Origin of the sequence: Paraburkholderia bryophila, assembly GCF_013409255.1 — a bacterium.
GTDB lineage: Bacteria > Pseudomonadota > Gammaproteobacteria > Burkholderiales > Burkholderiaceae > Paraburkholderia.
The window spans coordinates 589,246-607,025 of record NZ_JACCAS010000001.1 but is presented as its reverse complement, the minus strand read 5'-3'; the positions used below and the strand labels follow the sequence as shown (position 1 = coordinate 607,025).

Below are 17,780 nucleotides of genomic sequence, written 5' to 3'. Positions count from 1 at the left end.
TGCAGTGGCTGGCCGCGGGCCCCGGCCACTACAGTTCTCATCACCGTACGCATGCTCTGCTGCCCAATGCAGCGCCCGTATGGCGATACCAAAGAACATTCCAAAAGCGGAGACAAGCGTGAAATCCATTCAATGGTTGACAGCGTGCGCGGTGGTGGGCGCGAGCCTTCCCGTGCTGGCGACGGCGCAGACCTGCAACGTTCCCGTGCTCAAGGTGCTGGCGCAAAAGAGCCTCGGCCTGACGGTCATGGAGAAGTCGCTGCCGGATTATGAAAAGCGCAGCGGCACCAAGGTTGAAATCAACTACTTCGGCGAAAACGACCGGCGCTCCAAATCGCGGCTGGATGCGTCCACGGGCGCGGGTTCCTATCAGATCTACTACGTCGACGAAGCGAACGTCGCCGAGTTTGCCTCGGCCGGCTGGGTCGTCCCGCTCCTGAAGTACTACCCGAAAGACGCCGACTACGACGACTTCCTGCCCGGCCGGCGCGCGGTGGCGAGCTATAAGGGCGTCGCGTATTTTGCGCCGCTGATCGGCGGCGGCGACTTCCTGTTCTATCGTCGCGACCTGCTGGAGAAAGCGCATCTGCCGGTGCCGAAGACGCTCGACGAACTCGTCGCCGACATCAAGAAGCTCAATGCGCCGCCGAACATGTACGGCTGGGTGGCGCGCGGGCAACGCGGCTCGGGTATGAACGTATGGCGCTGGGCGCCGTTCATGCTCGCCGAAGGCGGCACGTGGACCGACAGGAACCAGGCGGCGGCTTTCAATTCGCCGGGCGCGGTAAAGGCCACGCTGTTGTATCGCGACCTCTTCAAATACGCGCCTCCTGGCGCGGCCACTTACGACTGGAGCAACGCGCTCGAAGCATTCCGCTCCGGCAAGGTCGCGTTCATGATCGAATCGACGCCGTTTGCCGACTGGATGGAAGACCCGACCAAGTCGAGCGTGGCGGACAAGGTGGGCTACGTCAGGCCGCCTGCGCCTTTGCCGTCCGCTGCGTATGGGCACGGTCTGGCGATTTCATCGGTGGGCGCCAAGGACGAATGCACGCGCCAGGCCGCGGGCAAGTTCATTGCCTGGGCGACCGGCAAGGACCAGGAGCAGGCCCGCCTGCGCGACAACGTCTTTAGCGACTACAACCGCACCAGTACGATCAAAAGCGATTACTTCCAGAAACACGTCAAGCCGCAGATTCTCGCCGGCCTGAACGACACCAATCCGGTGACCAAGGTCACGATCTGGTCGAGCCCGCAGTGGCCCGATATCGGCGACAACCTCGGCATTGCGCTGGAGGAGATCTTCACCGGCACGCAACCCGATGTTCAGGCCACCCTGAACGACGCCGTGCAGTACGCGCAGGACGCGATGGAGCACGGCGCGAAGAAGTAACGTGGCCGCCCCATGACCGTGGTTGCATGCCGGGCGCGGCACGGGGCACAGCAGATCGGATCGTGGCCACGCGCGAACGCTGGGTTCGTGCGTGACCTCGCTGTCGGAGACGTCAATGTTCAATCGGGGCAAAACCAGCCTGCCGTTCGTATTTCTTGGGCCGCCGCTTGCCGTGATGGCGGTCCTGGGTCTCGTGCCCACTATCGCGGCCATCAATCTCGCGCTGAGGAACCGCGTGCTGCGTTATCCGGACAGCGAGTACGTGTGGTTCCGCAACTTCGCGCGACTGTTTTCGGACCGGCGCTTCCTCAATTCGATCGAGGTCTCGGCGCTCTGGGAAATCGTCACCGTGGTAGGCGCCGTCGCGGTCGGTGTGCTGATCGCCATCTACCTGTTCGAACAGATTCATGGCCGGATGCGCGGTGTCATTTCACTGCTGCTGATTGTGCCGGTGCTGCTGCCGCGCGTGTCGGCGGCCTTTATCTGGAAGTTCATGTATTCGCCGCTCACCGGCATTCTGAGCTGGTTGCTCGGGCTGCTCGGCGTCGACAACACGGCCTTTCTGTCCGACCCGCACCTCGCGTTGTATGCCGTGGCGCTCGTCGACATCTGGCAGTGGGGATTGTTCTTCGCGGTCGTCGTGCTGAAGCTGCTGGAGACGCTGCCGCCCGAACCGCTCGAAGCCGCGCGGCTCGATTACGCGCGTACGTGGCAGGTCTACGCGTACATCGCGTTGCCGATGCTGAAGGTGCCGATCATGAGTCTGGTCTTCATCAAGATGGTCGAATCGCTGCGCTCGTTCGATCTGGTCTATGTGATGACCAAGGGCGGACCGGGCATCACCACGGAAACGCTCGACATGTACGCGTATTCGCAAGGAATCGGCTTGTCCGGGAAAGTGTCCTATGCGTCGAGTATGGCCGTGCTGATGATGGTGGCGACCACGCTGATTTTCACTTTCATCTGGAAGCGGGTGAACAAATGGGAAGACTGATTTCTCGCGGCGCTGCGTGGTCGTTCGGCCTGGCGCTTGCGCTGGTGGCCGTGTTTCCGATCTTCTGGGCGTTCCTCAATTCGCTGAAGAACCTGCTCGACATCGTCACGCCGACGCCGCGTTTCATCTTTACGCCGACGCTCGACAACTACCGCCAGGTCGTGTCGAGCCCCGAGGTGCTGATCGGACTGGGCAATAGTTTGTCGATCGTGGGTTTCGCGGTGCTGCTTGGTGCGTTGCTCGGCGTGCCTGCTGCCTATGTGATTGCGCGGTATCACGTGCCGGGCAAGCGCGACATTCAGTTCTTTCTGCTGTCGCTGCGGTTCTTGCCGCCGGTGGCGGTCGCGATTCCGTTGATTGCGATCTGGGTCGATCTGGGCTTGTACGACACCAAACTTTCCATGGTGGTGACGTATCTGCTGGTCACGCTGTCCACCATCACCTGGCTGTCGATCCCGGTGTTTCAGCGTCTGCCGCGCGAAGTCGAAGAGGCGGCCACGCTGGATGGCTACGGCCCGTACGGCGTGTTCTGGCGGATCGCGTTGCCGATCAGCGCCACCACGCTGATGGGCGGCATCGTGTTCAGCTTCGTGCTGGTCTGGAACGAACTGATGATCGCGCTGGCGCTGACTTCGTCGAGAAGCGCGACGCTGCCGGTGGTCGCGTCCGCGTTCACGTCGCTCGGGCAGGAAGTGCCGTGGGGCGTGATCAACGCGTCCACGGTGCTGCTCGCGTTACCTCCGATCATTTTCGTCGGCGTGCTGAGCCGGCTGTTGAACTCAATGCTCAAAGGCAAGTAAGGAGAATGTTTTGAAAGCCCTCGTACTCGAAGAAGCGCGCCAGCTCGCGCTGCGCGATATCGATCTGCCGCTCGACGTCGGCCCGCGCGACGTCAGGATCAAGATTCATACGGTCGGCGTGTGCGGTAGCGACGTGCATTACTACACGCATGGGCGCATCGGTCCATTCAAGGTCGAAGCGCCGATGGTGCTCGGTCATGAAGCGTCCGGAACGGTGGTTGAAACCGGCAGCGAGGTCACGCATCTGCGGGTGGGCGACCGCGTCTGCATGGAGCCGGGCGTGCCGCAATTCGATTCGCCCGCGACGATGCGCGGTCTCTACAACCTGGACCCCGCCGTGCGTTTCTGGGCGACACCGCCGATTCACGGCTGTTTGACGCCGTATGTGGTGCATCCGGCGGCCTTCACGTTCCGGCTGCCGGATAACGTGTCGTTCGCGGAGGGCGCGATTGTCGAGCCGTTGTCGATCGGCTTGCAGGCCGCAAAGAAGGCAGCCATGAAACCCGGCGACGTCGCTGTCGTGATCGGCGCCGGCACGATCGGTGCGATGACCGCACTGGCCGCGTTGGCGGGCGGCGCATCGCGCGTGATTCTCGCTGACGTGATCAAGGAAAAACTGGCGCTGTTCGCCGGCAATCCGGCCGTGACAACAGTGAACGTACGCGAGCAGAAGCTGACCGACGTCGTTCAGGACGTCACCACAGGCTGGGGCGCCGACGTCGTGTTCGAAGCGAGCGGCAACGCGAAGGTCTACGACGATCTGTTCGATCTACTTTGCCCCGGCGGCTGCGCGGTGCTGGTCGGCATGCCGGTCGACCGTGTGCTGCTCGACGTCGTCGCGATGCAGGCGAAAGAGGCGCGCCTCGAATCGGTGTTCCGTTACGCGAATGTATTCCCGCGTGCTCTGGCGCTGATCAGCTCAGGCATGATCGACGTGAAGCCGTTCATCTCGCGCAAGTTCGCGTTCGCCGACGGCCTCAAGGCGTTCGAAGAGGCGGCGGCGGGGCACCCGAACGACGTCAAGATTCAGATCGAAATGGATTGAGCCATGGCCAAAATCGTTTGCAAAGGTCTGACGAAACACTACGACGGCGGCCCGCCGGTGCTGCATCCGCTCGATATGGAAATCGACGACGGCGAGTTCGTCGTCTTGCTCGGGCCGTCCGGTTGCGGCAAGTCCACGATGTTGCGCATGATCGCGGGTCTCGAAGGAATCAGCGGCGGCGATCTGGCGATCGGCGAGACGGTGGTGAACGACCTGCCGGCGCGCGAGCGCAACGTCGCGATGGTGTTTCAGAACTACGCGCTCTATCCGCACATGACGGTGTACGACAACGTCGCGTTCGGTCTGCGCCGCCTCAAGGTGCCGGCGGCGGAGATCGATCGTCGCGTGCGTGAAGTGGCCGCGATGCTGAACCTCGACGCGTTGCTCGATCGCAAACCGCGCGCCATGTCGGGCGGGCAGCAGCAGCGCGCCGCGATTGCTCGCGCGATGATCAAAACGCCCGAGGTGTTTCTGTTCGACGAGCCGCTGTCCAATCTCGACGCAAAGTTGCGAGCGCAACTACGCGGCGACATCAAGCGTTTGCATCAGCGCCTGAAAACCACCACGGTGTACGTGACGCACGATCAACTCGAGGCCATGACGCTCGCCGATCGTGTGATCCTGATGCGGGGCGGACGGATCGAGCAGGCCGGTACGCCGTCCGATCTTTACCATTTCCCGCAGACGCTGTTTGCCGCAGGCTTCATCGGCACACCGGCGATGAATCTCGTCGCCGGTGTGGTCGAACGAATCGGCGACACCTGTTTCGTCGATGTGCAGGGCGAGCGTTGGCCGCTCGCCGGTGCGCGTTTTGCCGGATTGCAGCGCGGCCAGGCGGTGAAGCTGGGGATCCGGCCGAACTATCTGAAGCTGGCATCCGCCGAACAAGAACCCGGCATGCTCGGGCTTAGCGGCAACGTCGAATTGATCGAACTGCTGGGCGCGGAAGCACTCGTCACGTTCAATTTTGCCGGCGAGCGGATGGCCGCGCTGATCCCGGCGAGCGACTTGCCGCAACGCGATAGCGTGGTAACGTTCGAGTTCAAAGTCGCCGACCTGCACGTTTTCGATGCGAGCACGGAGCAGAACGTCTCCTTGCCCGTTGCGCAGCGCACCGTGCAAAAGTTCGGCAGTGCGCCGCATCAGGACGCGAACGTGCAGGGCGCGGCTTTGCACTGACCGATAAGCGCGGCGTCGAGACGGCCGAGGAGGAGAGACGGTATGAATCCAGACCTGGAGTTGGTGCACACGCGGCGCGATGAGTCGTTTCGCGCGTGGGCGCACGATTACCCGCATACGGTGGCCAAATGGCACTTTCATCCGGAGTATGAGATTCATGTGATCCGGGCGTCGACCGGCAAGTTTTTTGTCGGCGATTTCATCGGCGATTTCACGCCGGGCAACCTGGTGATCACCGGACCGAATCTACCGCATAACTGGATCAGCGAAGTGGGCGAGGGCGACACGGTGCCGTCGCGCGACGTGGTGCTGCAGTTTTCGCGCGACGCGGTCGAGCGGATGGCGGCCGCGTTCACCGAACTGCATGCGATCGTCGGCCTGATCGACGACGCCGCGCGCGGCATTCAGTTTCCGGATGCGGTGGGTCTGGCGATTGCGCCGAAGATGCTGGAACTGGCCGTTTCGCACGGTTGTCGCCGCGTCGAACTGTTGATGTCGATCTTCGACCGCCTGTCGTCGTGCAGCGAGCGCAGGTTGCTCGCGGGGCCTTCGTACGATGTCAACGCGCATCGCTACATGCAGTCCACGATCAATCAGGTGCTTTCCTACATTCAGCAGAACCTGCCCGGCACGTTGCGCGAAGCGGATGTCGCCGAGCTGGCCGGGATGAGCGTCAGCACGTTCACGCGCTTTTTTCGACGGCACACCGGCTGCACCTTCGTGCAGTACCAGAACCGGTTGCGTATCAACGAGGCGTGTGAATTGCTGATGTGCTCCACGCTTAGCGTGACGGAGATCTGTTATCGCGTCGGCTTCAATAATCTGTCGAACTTCAATCGTCAATTCCTGGCAACGAAGGCGATGCCGCCGTCGAAATTTCGCGCGCTGCATCAGCTCAACGAACACATGATCGCGGCTTGACCTTGCACCTGTCTGCATGACATGACGGTTAGGCTGCCAACACGAGGACGACACTCTTGACCTTCCTTGGCATCGACCTCGGCACCTCCGAGGTAAAAACACTCCTCACCGACGACGCGTCGACGACGATCGCCACCGGTAGCGCGCGACTCGACGTCGAGCATATTCATCCGCATTGGTCCGAGCAGAGCCCGCAGGCGTGGTGGCATGCAACACTCGATGCGATCGCGCAGGTGCGGGCCGCCGATCCTGGCGCTTTTGCCGCGCTGCGTGGGATCGGTTTGTCCGGGCAGATGCATGGCGCGACTTTGCTCGATCGCGCGGGCCAGGTGTTGCGTCCGGCGATTCTGTGGAACGACACCCGCGCGTTTGCCGAATGTGTGGAACTCGAAGCGCTGGTGCCCGAGTCGCGTTCGATCACCGGCAATCTGGCGATGCCGGGCTTCACCGCGCCGAAACTGTTGTGGCTGTCGAAGTACGAACCGGCCGTGTTCCGCGCCGCACACAAGGTGTTGCTGCCGAAAGACTACGTGGCGTGGCGGTTAAGCGGCGAATTCGTGTCCGACATGTCCGATGCGTCGGGCACGCTGTGGCTCGATGTCGCGAAACGCGACTGGTCGGACAGGATGCTCGCGGCGACCGGTTTGTCGCGCGAGCATATGCCGAGGCTGGTGGAAGGCAGCGACGCGGCGGCGCAGTTGCACGACGGATTGCGGCGCGAATGGGGCATTGCGGGCCCCGTGACGCTGTGCGGTGGCGCGGGCGATAACGCGGCGAGTGCGATCGGCATGGGCGTCGCCGATGCGGGCAGTGCGTTTCTGTCGTTGGGAACGTCGGGCGTGTTGTTCGCCGGGACCGACCGGTTCGCGCCGAATCCCGCGCAGGCGGTGCATGCGTTCTGTCATTGCTTGCCGGAGAGGTGGCATCAGATGAGTGTGATTCTGTCGGCGGCGTCGAGTCTGGCGTGGTTGTCCGACTTGCTTGGGAAGGATGTTGTCGAGTTGGTCAGTTGCGCGGAGAGGGCGGATGCGCAGAGGGCGCCGTTGTTTTTGCCGTATCTGAGCGGTGAGCGGACGCCGCACAACGATGCAAATGCGAAGGGCGTGTTCTGGGGTTTGACGGGCGCGCATGGTGACGCCGACCTCGCGTATAGCGTGATGGAAGGCGTGGCGTTCGCGATGGCCGATGGGTATGCGGCCTTGCAGGGCGCGGGGACTTCGTTGGAGACCGCGTCGTTTATTGGCGGTGGCTCGCGTAGCCGGTTTTGGGCGACGCTGTGTGCGACCGCTACGGGGGTGGCGATGCGGCGGCATCAGGGTGGGGATGTCGGCGCCGCTCTGGGGGCTGCGAGGTTGGCGCGGTTGGCGGTGACGAAGGAGAGTGTGGGGTTGGTTTGCACGGCGCCGGCGACGCTTGAGGTTTGTGAGCCGGACGCGGACGGGCGGACTTTGGCCGAGGATCGGCTAGGGCGGTATCGCAGGATTTATGCGGCGCTTAAGGATGAGTTCGCAAGGTAGGTCGTGCACCCCTTCGTTGGCCGCGCAAGGGGTAATCCCGCGCCGCGGCAGTTTGGCGCTTTTCAGAAACGCTACTTTGGCTAACTATGCTTCCTCACATAGCGGGTCAGGGGATTAATCGGGAGACATCTCATTCCTTCTGGCCGTAGCAGAAATTTTGCGCGCCAGGAGGCGAGATGAAAGCAATAAGGACGACCCATCTATTCGCGGTTCCGTTGTTGTTAAGCGGACTGATCATTCCCATGACCGGTGCAAATGGCATGGATATCAACCGCTCACCAGTCGCAGCGGTGTTTGACCAATTCGACTCGAAGAAATTGAGCGGCATAAGCTATATCGGCGGATCAAATGCAGATGACTTCGGGAAGCTGTCGAGCATCAGGAAAATGGTTCTGGACGAAGGGCGACGGTATTTTGTTGATCTGGGCGGTCTGAGCGAATCCCAAAAGAAAAATATAAAACAGGCCATTCAGGATAATCTGGGGGTTAGTTTTGAGGCAGATTGGCTGTTCGTTGGGCGGCATAAAAATAATCTGATTTTCACTCCACTGCGGAGTCTTGATGATGCCGCGCTCAAGGTCGCGGTGAATCGCGCAGGCAAACCGACAGGCTCATCTGCGTATGGACGGAACCCAACGTCCGAGGATCAAGCGACGCTGCCTCATGTGGCATTTTACGTTGATGTCAATCGCCCGATTCGTGACTGGGAATGTACCTTTCCGAACTCGCAGTTCTGGGAAAGAGGCAGTCGTACATTTTGCAATAACGGCAACATCTCGCTGGTTTACCGCGTCAATTTGATGCGCTCGCTGGCGTTTGGCCTGGGAGGATCGGCAACGCCGGATGCCAAACTGGTCAGAATCTCGCTCGACGAGGAGTCTGGCGGGGCGGGGATTCAACTGAATGATAGAAATCTGAGCTGGAGGGAAGCTCACACGGGCCGTACCGTTGTGGATGGATGGACTAACAGTCACTCAACAGATGCGATTGCAAAAGATTATAGGTTCACGATCAACGCAGTTGACGTCTCTGGAAATGGTCAACAATCCGCATCAATTCTCAAAACATTTCCGGCCTCGAATTTCAATGCAAACTACGAACATACCGAAGTTTCCGGCTTTCAAATTGGTGTTGGCGGAAAGGATGAATCTAACAGAAGTGCTCCGAAGATAAAACTCGAACCTCAGTTTTCTTACCGGCAGGAGCTAACTTTACGTTATAAAACAGAGGACTATCGCATTTTGAGGTCGTCGTCCGATTCAAGCAGGGTTTCATTTATATGGGAGCGGCAACAATATCCCACGGCTGAATCGCTTCTTAACGTCGCGACCAGTCCGGTCTGGGACACCCTGTATCCTATCGACTCTAAAAAAATTAGTGCGCTTAGTTATAGGGGGATTACGCCTAATTTCGACGTCATCTACAGGGCCGCGCCTGCCGCGAAAGGCGTCACGAGATTTTACATAGACTCGTCGGTCAATATATGGGCGATCTATGATGCAATTTATCAGCATTTTTACGTAGTCGGCTCTCACAAGTCGTATCAGGCTCAGGAGCAATGGCAGAAATACAGGAGAGTGTCGGAAGTCGTACATTTCGACGTAGACTGGAATCATCCGGTCTTCACCGGGGGGCGCCCCGTCAACATTCAACTGGGTGACCAGAATAATTCCTGCCTCGCGAATGGTTCGCAGGGTAAGGTGATCATTGAAGCTTGCGACCTTAAAAGTAACGCGCAGTCGTTTATTTACGATCAGTACGGCCGCTATGTCAGCGCTGCAAACGCCGGGCAATGCCTCGACGGCAACGACTTGACCTCATTGAAACCATGTAATGCAAGTTTGACTCAACGTTGGGCGTGGAAGGATCAATCCGAAACGCTGGAGAACGAATATGTGGCGGGCAGTTTCCTCGCGCATGACATGCGCAGTAACCAGATGACGCTTGCCAGTCCGGGTGCCTCGAACGTAAGTACGAGGATGCTCACGAAATTTACGGATATCTTCAGCCAGTAGATGGGGCGTTGGAGTGGTTGGTCGAGTGTCGTTATGGTGATGGTGTCCGTTGCAGCGATCAATCGATGTGCGTCGATTCGTACGAACCGGGCTTGCACAGGGGCGGCCTCTGCGAATGGTCTGAGCTCTTCGACTAGTTGATTGTCGGAAGTATCACGCGCGATACGGGCGAGTGCTTTGTCGACTTTCCCCGGAAAGTCGGCTTGATCGCTTTCACTAAGACTGGTGTCGGTGCGCGGTGCAACTCCGCCAGGAATTTTCACGGACTCGAACTTCATAAAGCCAGGTCGTGACCGACGGAGGCTGTACTAGTGTTTTATGTCGCCTCAGACATTCCTTCACGACAGAGCCGCACCAACGTGGAGATTTCTACGCTTATGGACAACCGCCCAGCGTGTCTCGTCAGTTATTTCGCCGTCTGGAATGCCGCTGATATCGATACCATTCGCAAGCATGTTACCGATGCCATCGAAACACTCGGGCGTATCGATGCTTTACTGCGGCAGGCGGGCAGCAGCAACTCCCTGTTCGCTGCACGGTGCAGGCGACGCTCGGATTGCCGGAGTTGCTGGTCGAATTTAGTGTGAGGGCTTCGGTTTAGCGAATCTTGATAAAGATCGATGCGTGGATGTCTCCGCCGGTCTCTCGGCCGCATCAGCCTTGACAGCGGTTATTCACCGGCTAATTGTCACAGGCAAGTTTCTTGCTGCGGCTTGGCATCGTTGTCCAACATCGCCGAAGCGAATCCACATGCGCCTGCTCAATCGTCTCGTTGCCTCAATGATGTTGCCGCTCGCCGCCTGCGCGATTGGACCGTCAAGTTCAAATGATCCCGGATTTGGTGTCGCGCCCGACATACCGGCCGCAGAAACAAGATTCATTCCGATGGTTAACATCGCGCCAGTGGAGGAGCGGCCGGCCGGCTTCAGGCCTAAGCCTCCCGAAGGCTTCACGGTCACGAAGTTTGCTGGCGCTCTGGCACACCCACGATGGCTGTACACCTTGCCTAACGGTGACGTTCTGGTTGCGGAAACCGACGCCCCCAAAGAGCATGACGAGGGAAGCGGCATATTCGGCTGGATCAGACGACAGGTCATGAAGCGCGCTGGGGCAGGAGTGGCCAGTCCCGACCGTATCGTTCTGTTGCGTGCCACGAACGGCAGTGGCGTCGCCCAGATGCAAACCGTCTTTCTCAGCGGCCTGCACTCGCCGTTCGGAATGGCGCTCGTGGGCGACGCGCTCTATGTGGCAGACACGGACGCCTTGCTGCGTTTCGACTATACGACGGGCGCGACGCAGATCGCCAGCCCTGGGCGCAAGGTCGCCGATTTGCCAGCGGGCCCAATCAATCATCATTGGACGAAAAATGTTGTCGCGGACCGCACTGGCAAGCATCTCTACATCACGGTCGGCTCAAACAGCAATGCGGGCGAGAATGGCATCGGAGCGGAATCGGGCCGCGCGCGAATCCTTGAATTCGATGTGGATACCGGGCGCTTGCGACCGTTTGCGACGGGGTTGCGCAACGCCAACGGTCTCTCGTGGCAACCGGAAAGCGGAGCGCTGTGGACGGCGGTCAACGAGCGGGACGATCTCGGCAACAATCTTGTTCCGGACTACATGACCCAGGTAAAGGAGGGCGCGTTTTATGGCTTTCCTTATAGCTATTATGGTCAGCATGTCGACACGCGAGTCAACCCGCAACGCCCCGATCTGGTCGCGACGGCCATCGCTCCGGACTACGCACTCGGAAATCATACGGCTTCCTTGGGGCTGGTGTTTTACGACGGGAGGTTGTTTCCGGCGCACTACTGGGGCGGCGCGTTCGTGGGGCAACATGGGTCTTGGAATCGCAAGCCGCGCACGGGTTACAAGGTGATATTTGTGCCCTTCATTGACGGGAAACCTGCTGGCGTTCCGGAGGACTTTCTGACCGGCTTTCTTACCGCCGATGGCCATGCCGTGGGCCGTCCCGTTGGCGTCGCGCTGGATGCGCGAGGCGCCCTTCTTGTGGCGGACGACGTCGGTAATGCCGTCTGGCGAGTCGCACCGCGATAGCCACGTCCGCAGTTTTTTCATGCCTGGTTCTCAACGCCACAAGTTCCGCGCTGTTGCAGCGTTGTGTACCGGGGCGGTCGCGGCGACTACTCCGGTAAGAATTTTCGGAGCCACGTCCCTCCCATCGAGGAAGTAGGCTTGGCGATGTATTAGCGCACGGAAAATTCAACGACGCCGGCGAGCGCACAAATGAGCACCACGGCAAACGGCGGCATCTTCCATCGTGTCAACAGCAAAAAACAGAGCGCGGCGATAGCGAAGTCGAGTTCGGAGAGCACCGAGCTGATCCAGACGGGTGAGTAAAGCGCGGTTGCCAGCAAACCCACTATGGCGGCGTTGACTCCGTTCAACATTGCCGCGGTGGTGGGGTGTGTGCGAAGACGCCGGTAGTAAGGCAGGGCTGCGATCACGAGAAGCAATCCCGGCAGAAAGATAGCCACGGTGGCGAGTGCTGCTCCGGCCCAGCGATGCGTGGGCGCCGAGATAGTCCAGCCAAGGAACGCGGCGAAGCTGAACAGAGGTCCCGGTACCGCTTGCGAAGCGCCGTAGCCTGCCAGAAAGTCACTCGGCGAGATCCATCCCGTTGCGACGACGCGCTGCTGCAATAGCGGCAGGACAACGTGGCCACCGCCGAATACAAGCGCGCCGGAACGATAAAACGCATCGAACAGCCGGACGCCAGGCATGTCGTGCAACGTCAACATCGCGGGCAGGCCAAACAGCAGAATGCAGAACGTCGCGAGCGCGAGCAAGCCGCGCACGCGCGGAGCCGGCAAACGGCCGACTTCCGGATTCAGGACGCTATCGTTTCGAGCGATCTGGGTCCGGCAAAAGACGGCGCCGAGCAATGCCCCAAGCGCAATGACAAGCAACTGCGAATAGACCGTCGGGTGGATCGCCAGCACTGCCATCGCCAATACAGCAATTGCCGACCTCGGACGGTCCGGACATAGGCGCCTTCCCATATCCCATACCGCCTGTGCGACGACCGCGACTGCCACCAGTTTGAGCCCGTGAATCAAGCCTTGCCCAACCGGGCTTTGCGCGTGAGGGGCGAGGGAAGCAAAAGCGATGAGCAGCAGTGCCGACGGCAGGGTGAAGCCGCACCAGGCGGCAAGTCCTCCCCATCCACCGGCGCGCATCAGCCCGATGGAGAATCCGACCTGGCTGCTTGCGGGACCTGGTAGCAGCTGACACAGTGCGACCAGGTCGGAATAGCTTTGATCATCGAGCCAGCGCCGCCGCTCCACGAACTCGCGACGAAAATATCCCAAGTGTGCGACTGGGCCACCGAACGAGGTTAAGCCAAGCCTCAGAAAGATCGAGAAAACGTCGAGTATGTCTTTTACCCGGCGGGGCCTCGATGCTGCGTCGGATGGAGATGCCATATCTCGCCATGTGTGAACGATCGCGCGCGCATCTTATCTTGCCGGAAGATGGCGAGTCGTGGGTGTGTTCGCTATCGGAGAAGATCGGGGACGTCGAGCGTTTCGATCAGACCGCTTTAAAGCGCATTGAAAAGATTGCCGACGCCGGACGCTACGCCCATCGATAGCGCGCTCCAGAAAGTCACCCTTAACATGCCGGGCACTATTCGGGCACCGCCGACACGCGCCGCCACACCACCCAGTACCGCAAGAGAAACGAGCGAAGCGGCGGCGATACCCGGCATGATCAACTGACCTGGAAATACGGCGGCGACGAAGAGCGGCAACGCCGCGCCGACGGCAAAACTGCATGCGGACGAGGCAGCGGCTTGCAGCGGTCTGGCGGTGGTGATTTCCGTGATGCCGAGTTCGTCGCGAGCGTGTGCGCCGAGCGCGTCGCGAGCCATAAGGGCGTCTGCGACCTGTCTGGCCAGCGCTTTCTCTAGCCCGCGCCGCTCGTAGATGGCCGCCAGCTCGCGATGTTCACGTGGGCCGTCGTTATCGAGTTCCGCCCGCTCTTCGGCTAACGCCGCTTTTTCGGTATCAGCTTGCGACGACACCGAAACGTATTCGCCAGTCGCCATGGACATCGCGCCGGCGATCAATCCCGCCACACCGGTCAATAGAAGATTGCCGTGAGACGAGTGTGCCGATGCGACGCCGATGATTAAACTCGCTGTCGAGACGATGCCGTCATTGGCCCCTAGCACCGCTGCACGAAGCCAGCCGACCGAACTTAATCTGTGGGGTTCTCGATGTCCTTTCGGCATAGCTTCGATCTTACGCGTGCACTCCGGTTAAATGGCGGCACAACACCCTCACGGCAACATCCTGCGCAGGACGCCGTCGCGGAGCACGAAGTGATGGAATAGTGCCGCCACGATGTGCAAGCAGATCAGCGCAAAAAGCACCCACGCGAGGACACCGTGCACGTCGCCCATACGGTGACCAAAGGCCGAGCCGGTTGCCGACAGGCCCGGATACGGTACGACGCCGGCCAACCTGACGGTCCAGCCCCGCGACGAAGCATTGATCCAGCCCAGCAGCGGCACGATCAGCAGCGCCGCATAAAGCCCGAAATGGGTGAGGGCCGACGCGGCGCCGAGCAGTGGCGACAGTGCTTGCGGCATGGGTCGGTGGGTGAGCCGCCAGATGACGCGGATAACCATCGCGGTAATCAGCAATGCACCCACGCCGAGATGCCATGCGATCAATCCGACAGGCTGGGTATCTTTGTGCACGTCGGGCATCGTCCATCCGATCACGAACTGCATTGCGACCAGCACCACGATGACCCAGTGGAGCGTACGCGCCACGCCGTCATAAGCAGACCGTTCCCGTGTGGACCATGAAGGCATGAAGTGTCCTCGACTATTTTGGGTTGAATGGCGTGCCGGACAGCAACGGCTTCGGGTGATCCGGCCAACGTCCTGTGTTGCCGACCGATCGCCGTTGCGCTTGTAAGCGGCTCCGCCGTGATGTTAGCTGGGCAATATTAAGGCAATCTGATCACGCGGCGGCCGGATCGCTGAGCAGATCGTTGCCATTTTCCAACCGGCCCGCGAAACGGCGCAGGAATGCGGGTTGCGCATCCACGGTGGCGCTGAAGTCGTACCAGTTGCCGCTATCCGCGAGAGACCAGTTCGTTTCCATGACTCGACCGGGCGCTACGCTGAACGTCCACGGCCCATCCTTGCGATAGGCATTCGATGTCAGCGTGAAGGTGCAGGGCCTGCTGCCGGTATTGGTCAGCGTCAGGCGGATGGCATCGTTCGCGACGTCATAGCGCACGCCGATCTCGGGATTCGCTGCCGGCGTGGCCGCTGTGGCGGCCACCTCGCCCGCGAACAATCTGAGGAAGCCATTCGCGCCACGCAACGCCAGTGTGTACCGGCGGCCAGTCAACATGGAACCACGCCATGAATCCACCACCTCCCGATCCGGGTCGACCGCGTAACGACGCGGTGGATTGGCGGGCGTCGCGAGGTCATACACCGCGAAAGCCGCGCCCTGTGCGCCGCTATTCACGATCGTCAGCCAGAACGCACCGTCGGTCGGATCGACCCGGCCGGTGGCGTGAAATTCGTACGGCAAAGCGCGGGAAGGGCGCGTGCCCGGTTCCTGCCGTGGCATCGACTGGCTGGCAGGAATGATCGGCGTCGGCAACGAACCACATTGCCGGTCGGCCGCCGCCGCGTAGCCGCCGGTATCCGGCAAGCCGGGCCAGTGGGCGTCGGGTTGCCGAAAGTCGAAAGCCGAGGTCAGATCGCCGCAGACCGAACGACGCCACGCACTGATATTCGGGCAATGCACGCGGAAGCGTTTTTCGATGAACTGGATCATCGACGTGTGATCGAAAACCTGCGAACACACGTAACCGCCTTTGCTCCACGGCGAGATGACCGTCATCGGCACACGAAAGCCCAGACCGATCGGCTGGCCCGCGTCGACTTCGCCGCTCGTGGTCATCGTCGCGCGCCCCTCGGTGGCGGAACCGGGCGGCGTCGGCGGCGGGTCGTGATCGAAGAACCCACCCTGTTCATCGTAGTTCAACAGGAACACCGTTTTCGACCAGACCTGCGGATTCGCGACCAGACCCGCCAGCAGTCGCGCGGTCAAATCCTCACCGTCGACCGGAGGATAATTCGCGTGCTCGGAAAGAGGCGTCGGCGCGATGATCCACGAGACCTGCGGCAGGTTGCCCGACGCGACATCGGCCGTGAAGGCCTGGACGATATCCGGCACCGTGGAGAGGCCTTTCCTGTGCAATGGGCTACCCACTGGCGCGACCTTGAAGTTCTGAAACCAGGCAAGCGCGTTGTCGTCGAAGTTGTCGGGCTCCTGATAGACCTTCCAGTTGATATGCGCGGCTTCGAGGGTCTCGGCGAAGGTCGGCCAGCTGAACCCCGGCGTCGGTTCGAGGTTGTTCAAGGTCGCCGGCTGTCCCACCGACAATCCGTCGCTCCCGCTGAACACGTGCAGGCGATTCGGATTGGTCTGCGTCATGACCGACGCGTAATACTGGTCGCAGATCGTGAATGCATCGGCGAGCGCGTAATAGAAGCTCAGATCGCTGCGCGCGAAATAGCCCATGCCGAGACGCGGCGGGCGTGCCGTGTTCCATGCATCGTAGCGGCCTTGATTCCACAAGGCTACGTCGATCGCGTAGTTCATCGCGGGGGCGTCCACGCACATCGCGCGGGTAGTCGTCGAATCGAGGTGGAAAGGGAGGATATAGCCGGCCTGATTGGCGGGGTAAGGCTGCATCCAGACCGGCTTGCCGCTTGGCAGTGTGATCGCCATGCGGTCGTTGAAGCCGCGCACTCCACGCAGCGTTCCATAGTAGTGATCGAACGCGCGGTTTTCCTGCATGAAAATAACAATATGCTGGATGTCGTCGATCGTGCCGGTCGTTTTCTCGGCCGGTGTCGCGAGTGCGTCGCGGATTAGCGCCGGCATGATCGAGGCCGCGGCGGAGGCCGCGACCGAGCGAGCGGTAAGGCGCAGAAACTGACGTCTCGGATTTGATATTTTCATTGGGCCGCCCCCGATAACACCCGGCACGCATCCATGCCGGACATAGCGCGCGCCGTCGACCTGGACACCCGTGCTAAGCCAAGCATAGTTCCAGCAAGACAGTTTGAGAATAGAGATTAACTGCTATGGGATGCTGATTGAATAAACAAAAATTATTTTCATTTACTCGGGCGTATCAGGACGCTAACCGACGTTGATTTTGTCGGCGACCGCAGGCTGGACGGTTCATTCTCCCGTATCGCTCATCGTTTCCTGCCTGCGGCCGGACTTCTTATGCCCTGCGCAAATTGTCTTCGCCGGTCAGCGGGATTGCGCTCATCGACGCAACCGTACCGGTCGGCAGCACGGTGTGCCCGTGGGTTTCATTGATGATTTCCGCCGCCGAGAGGTAGAAGGCCAGCAGCGCGGTAATCAGCCCAAGGTAGCCACCGAAATGATGCAGCCAGACGAGACCGGTCCATTCGCTGGCGGCCAGCACAAAGAAAGTTAGCCACAGACTTAGAAATACGCATTGCAGCGCACGGCTTGCGCGCCACGTCGCGACCCACATGTACAGCGTGAATACGCCCCACAGGAACAGATACCAACCGATGAAGGCAGCGGGCACCGTGCCATGAAAAAACAGGATAAAAAGTGCAAGCGACCACCAGAACGCGCCATAGCTCACGAAGGCGGTCGCACCGAACGTGTTGCCGCGCGGCATTTCCATCAATCCGGCGATGATCTGTGCCGTGCCGCCATACACGAAAGCGACGGCGAGCACCATGCCCATCGATTCGCCGCCGAACCAGCCGGCGTTGATCATGCTAAGCAACCATGTCGTCAGCGCAAAACCGGCGAGACCGAGTGAAGCGGGGTTGGGAGCCTTGATGTTCATCATGACATTCTCCATTC

At 60.4% G+C, this 17,780-nt stretch carries 14 protein-coding genes; 9 read left to right on the top strand and 5 right to left on the bottom strand.

Annotated features, from left to right (window positions below; translation table 11 throughout):
* The first annotated feature begins 79 nt into the window (after positions 1 to 79).
* From GGD40_RS02665 to GGD40_RS02625, 9 genes are all read left to right on the top strand, one after another.
* Entirely contained in the window at positions 80 to 1,393 is a 1,314-nt protein-coding gene (locus GGD40_RS02665; RefSeq protein WP_257030324.1) for an ABC transporter substrate-binding protein, read from the top strand.
* Between the two features lie 115 nt (positions 1,394 to 1,508).
* Positions 1,509 to 2,387, top strand: a complete 879-nt coding sequence (locus GGD40_RS02660; RefSeq protein WP_179742715.1) for a carbohydrate ABC transporter permease — start codon at positions 1,509 to 1,511, stop codon at positions 2,385 to 2,387.
* Entirely contained in the window at positions 2,375 to 3,187 is an 813-nt protein-coding gene (locus GGD40_RS02655; RefSeq protein WP_105508178.1) for a carbohydrate ABC transporter permease, read from the top strand. Before GGD40_RS02660 ends, GGD40_RS02655 begins: the two co-directional genes overlap by 13 nt.
* 10 nt (positions 3,188 to 3,197) lie before the next feature.
* Complete coding sequence (locus tag GGD40_RS02650; RefSeq protein WP_179742714.1) at positions 3,198 to 4,232, top strand: NAD(P)-dependent alcohol dehydrogenase; 1,035 nt, start codon at positions 3,198 to 3,200, stop codon at positions 4,230 to 4,232.
* Between the two features lie 3 nt (positions 4,233 to 4,235).
* Positions 4,236 to 5,411: an ABC transporter ATP-binding protein gene (locus tag GGD40_RS02645; protein ID WP_179704655.1), complete on the top strand. Its 1,176-nt coding sequence runs from the start codon at positions 4,236 to 4,238 to the stop codon at positions 5,409 to 5,411.
* 42 nt (positions 5,412 to 5,453) lie between these two features.
* Entirely contained in the window at positions 5,454 to 6,332 is an 879-nt protein-coding gene (locus GGD40_RS02640) for an AraC family transcriptional regulator (protein WP_179742713.1), read from the top strand.
* Between the two features lie 56 nt (positions 6,333 to 6,388).
* Positions 6,389 to 7,849, top strand: a complete 1,461-nt coding sequence (gene xylB, locus GGD40_RS02635) for a xylulokinase (protein ID WP_179742712.1) — start codon at positions 6,389 to 6,391, stop codon at positions 7,847 to 7,849.
* 176 nt (positions 7,850 to 8,025) lie between these two features.
* On the top strand, positions 8,026 to 9,864 hold the full coding sequence (locus tag GGD40_RS02630; RefSeq protein WP_179742711.1) for a leukocidin family pore-forming toxin: 1,839 nt from the start codon (positions 8,026 to 8,028) through the stop codon (positions 9,862 to 9,864).
* 750 nt (positions 9,865 to 10,614) lie between these two features.
* Positions 10,615 to 11,922, top strand: a complete 1,308-nt coding sequence (locus GGD40_RS02625) for a PQQ-dependent sugar dehydrogenase (protein WP_179742710.1) — start codon at positions 10,615 to 10,617, stop codon at positions 11,920 to 11,922.
* Between the two features lie 149 nt (positions 11,923 to 12,071).
* On the opposite strand, the gene chrA is transcribed toward GGD40_RS02625, so the two are convergent.
* From chrA to GGD40_RS02600, 5 genes are all read right to left on the bottom strand, one after another.
* Complete coding sequence (chrA, locus tag GGD40_RS02620) at positions 12,072 to 13,310, bottom strand: chromate efflux transporter (RefSeq protein WP_179742709.1); 1,239 nt, start codon at positions 13,308 to 13,310, stop codon at positions 12,072 to 12,074.
* A gap of 116 nt (positions 13,311 to 13,426) precedes the next feature.
* Entirely contained in the window at positions 13,427 to 14,119 is a 693-nt protein-coding gene (locus GGD40_RS02615) for a VIT1/CCC1 transporter family protein (protein ID WP_179704635.1), read from the bottom strand.
* A gap of 48 nt (positions 14,120 to 14,167) precedes the next feature.
* Positions 14,168 to 14,707 carry a cytochrome b gene (locus GGD40_RS02610; protein WP_179704633.1) on the bottom strand — a complete coding sequence of 180 codons (540 nt, stop codon included), beginning with the start codon at positions 14,705 to 14,707 and terminating at the stop codon, positions 14,168 to 14,170.
* A gap of 151 nt (positions 14,708 to 14,858) precedes the next feature.
* Positions 14,859 to 16,913, bottom strand: a complete 2,055-nt coding sequence (locus tag GGD40_RS02605) for a phosphocholine-specific phospholipase C (RefSeq protein WP_373565249.1) — start codon at positions 16,911 to 16,913, stop codon at positions 14,859 to 14,861.
* A 244-nt stretch (positions 16,914 to 17,157) separates the two neighbouring features.
* Complete coding sequence (locus GGD40_RS02600) at positions 17,158 to 17,763, bottom strand: acetate uptake transporter (RefSeq protein ID WP_179708686.1); 606 nt, start codon at positions 17,761 to 17,763, stop codon at positions 17,158 to 17,160.
* Positions 17,764 to 17,780 lie beyond the last annotated feature (17 nt).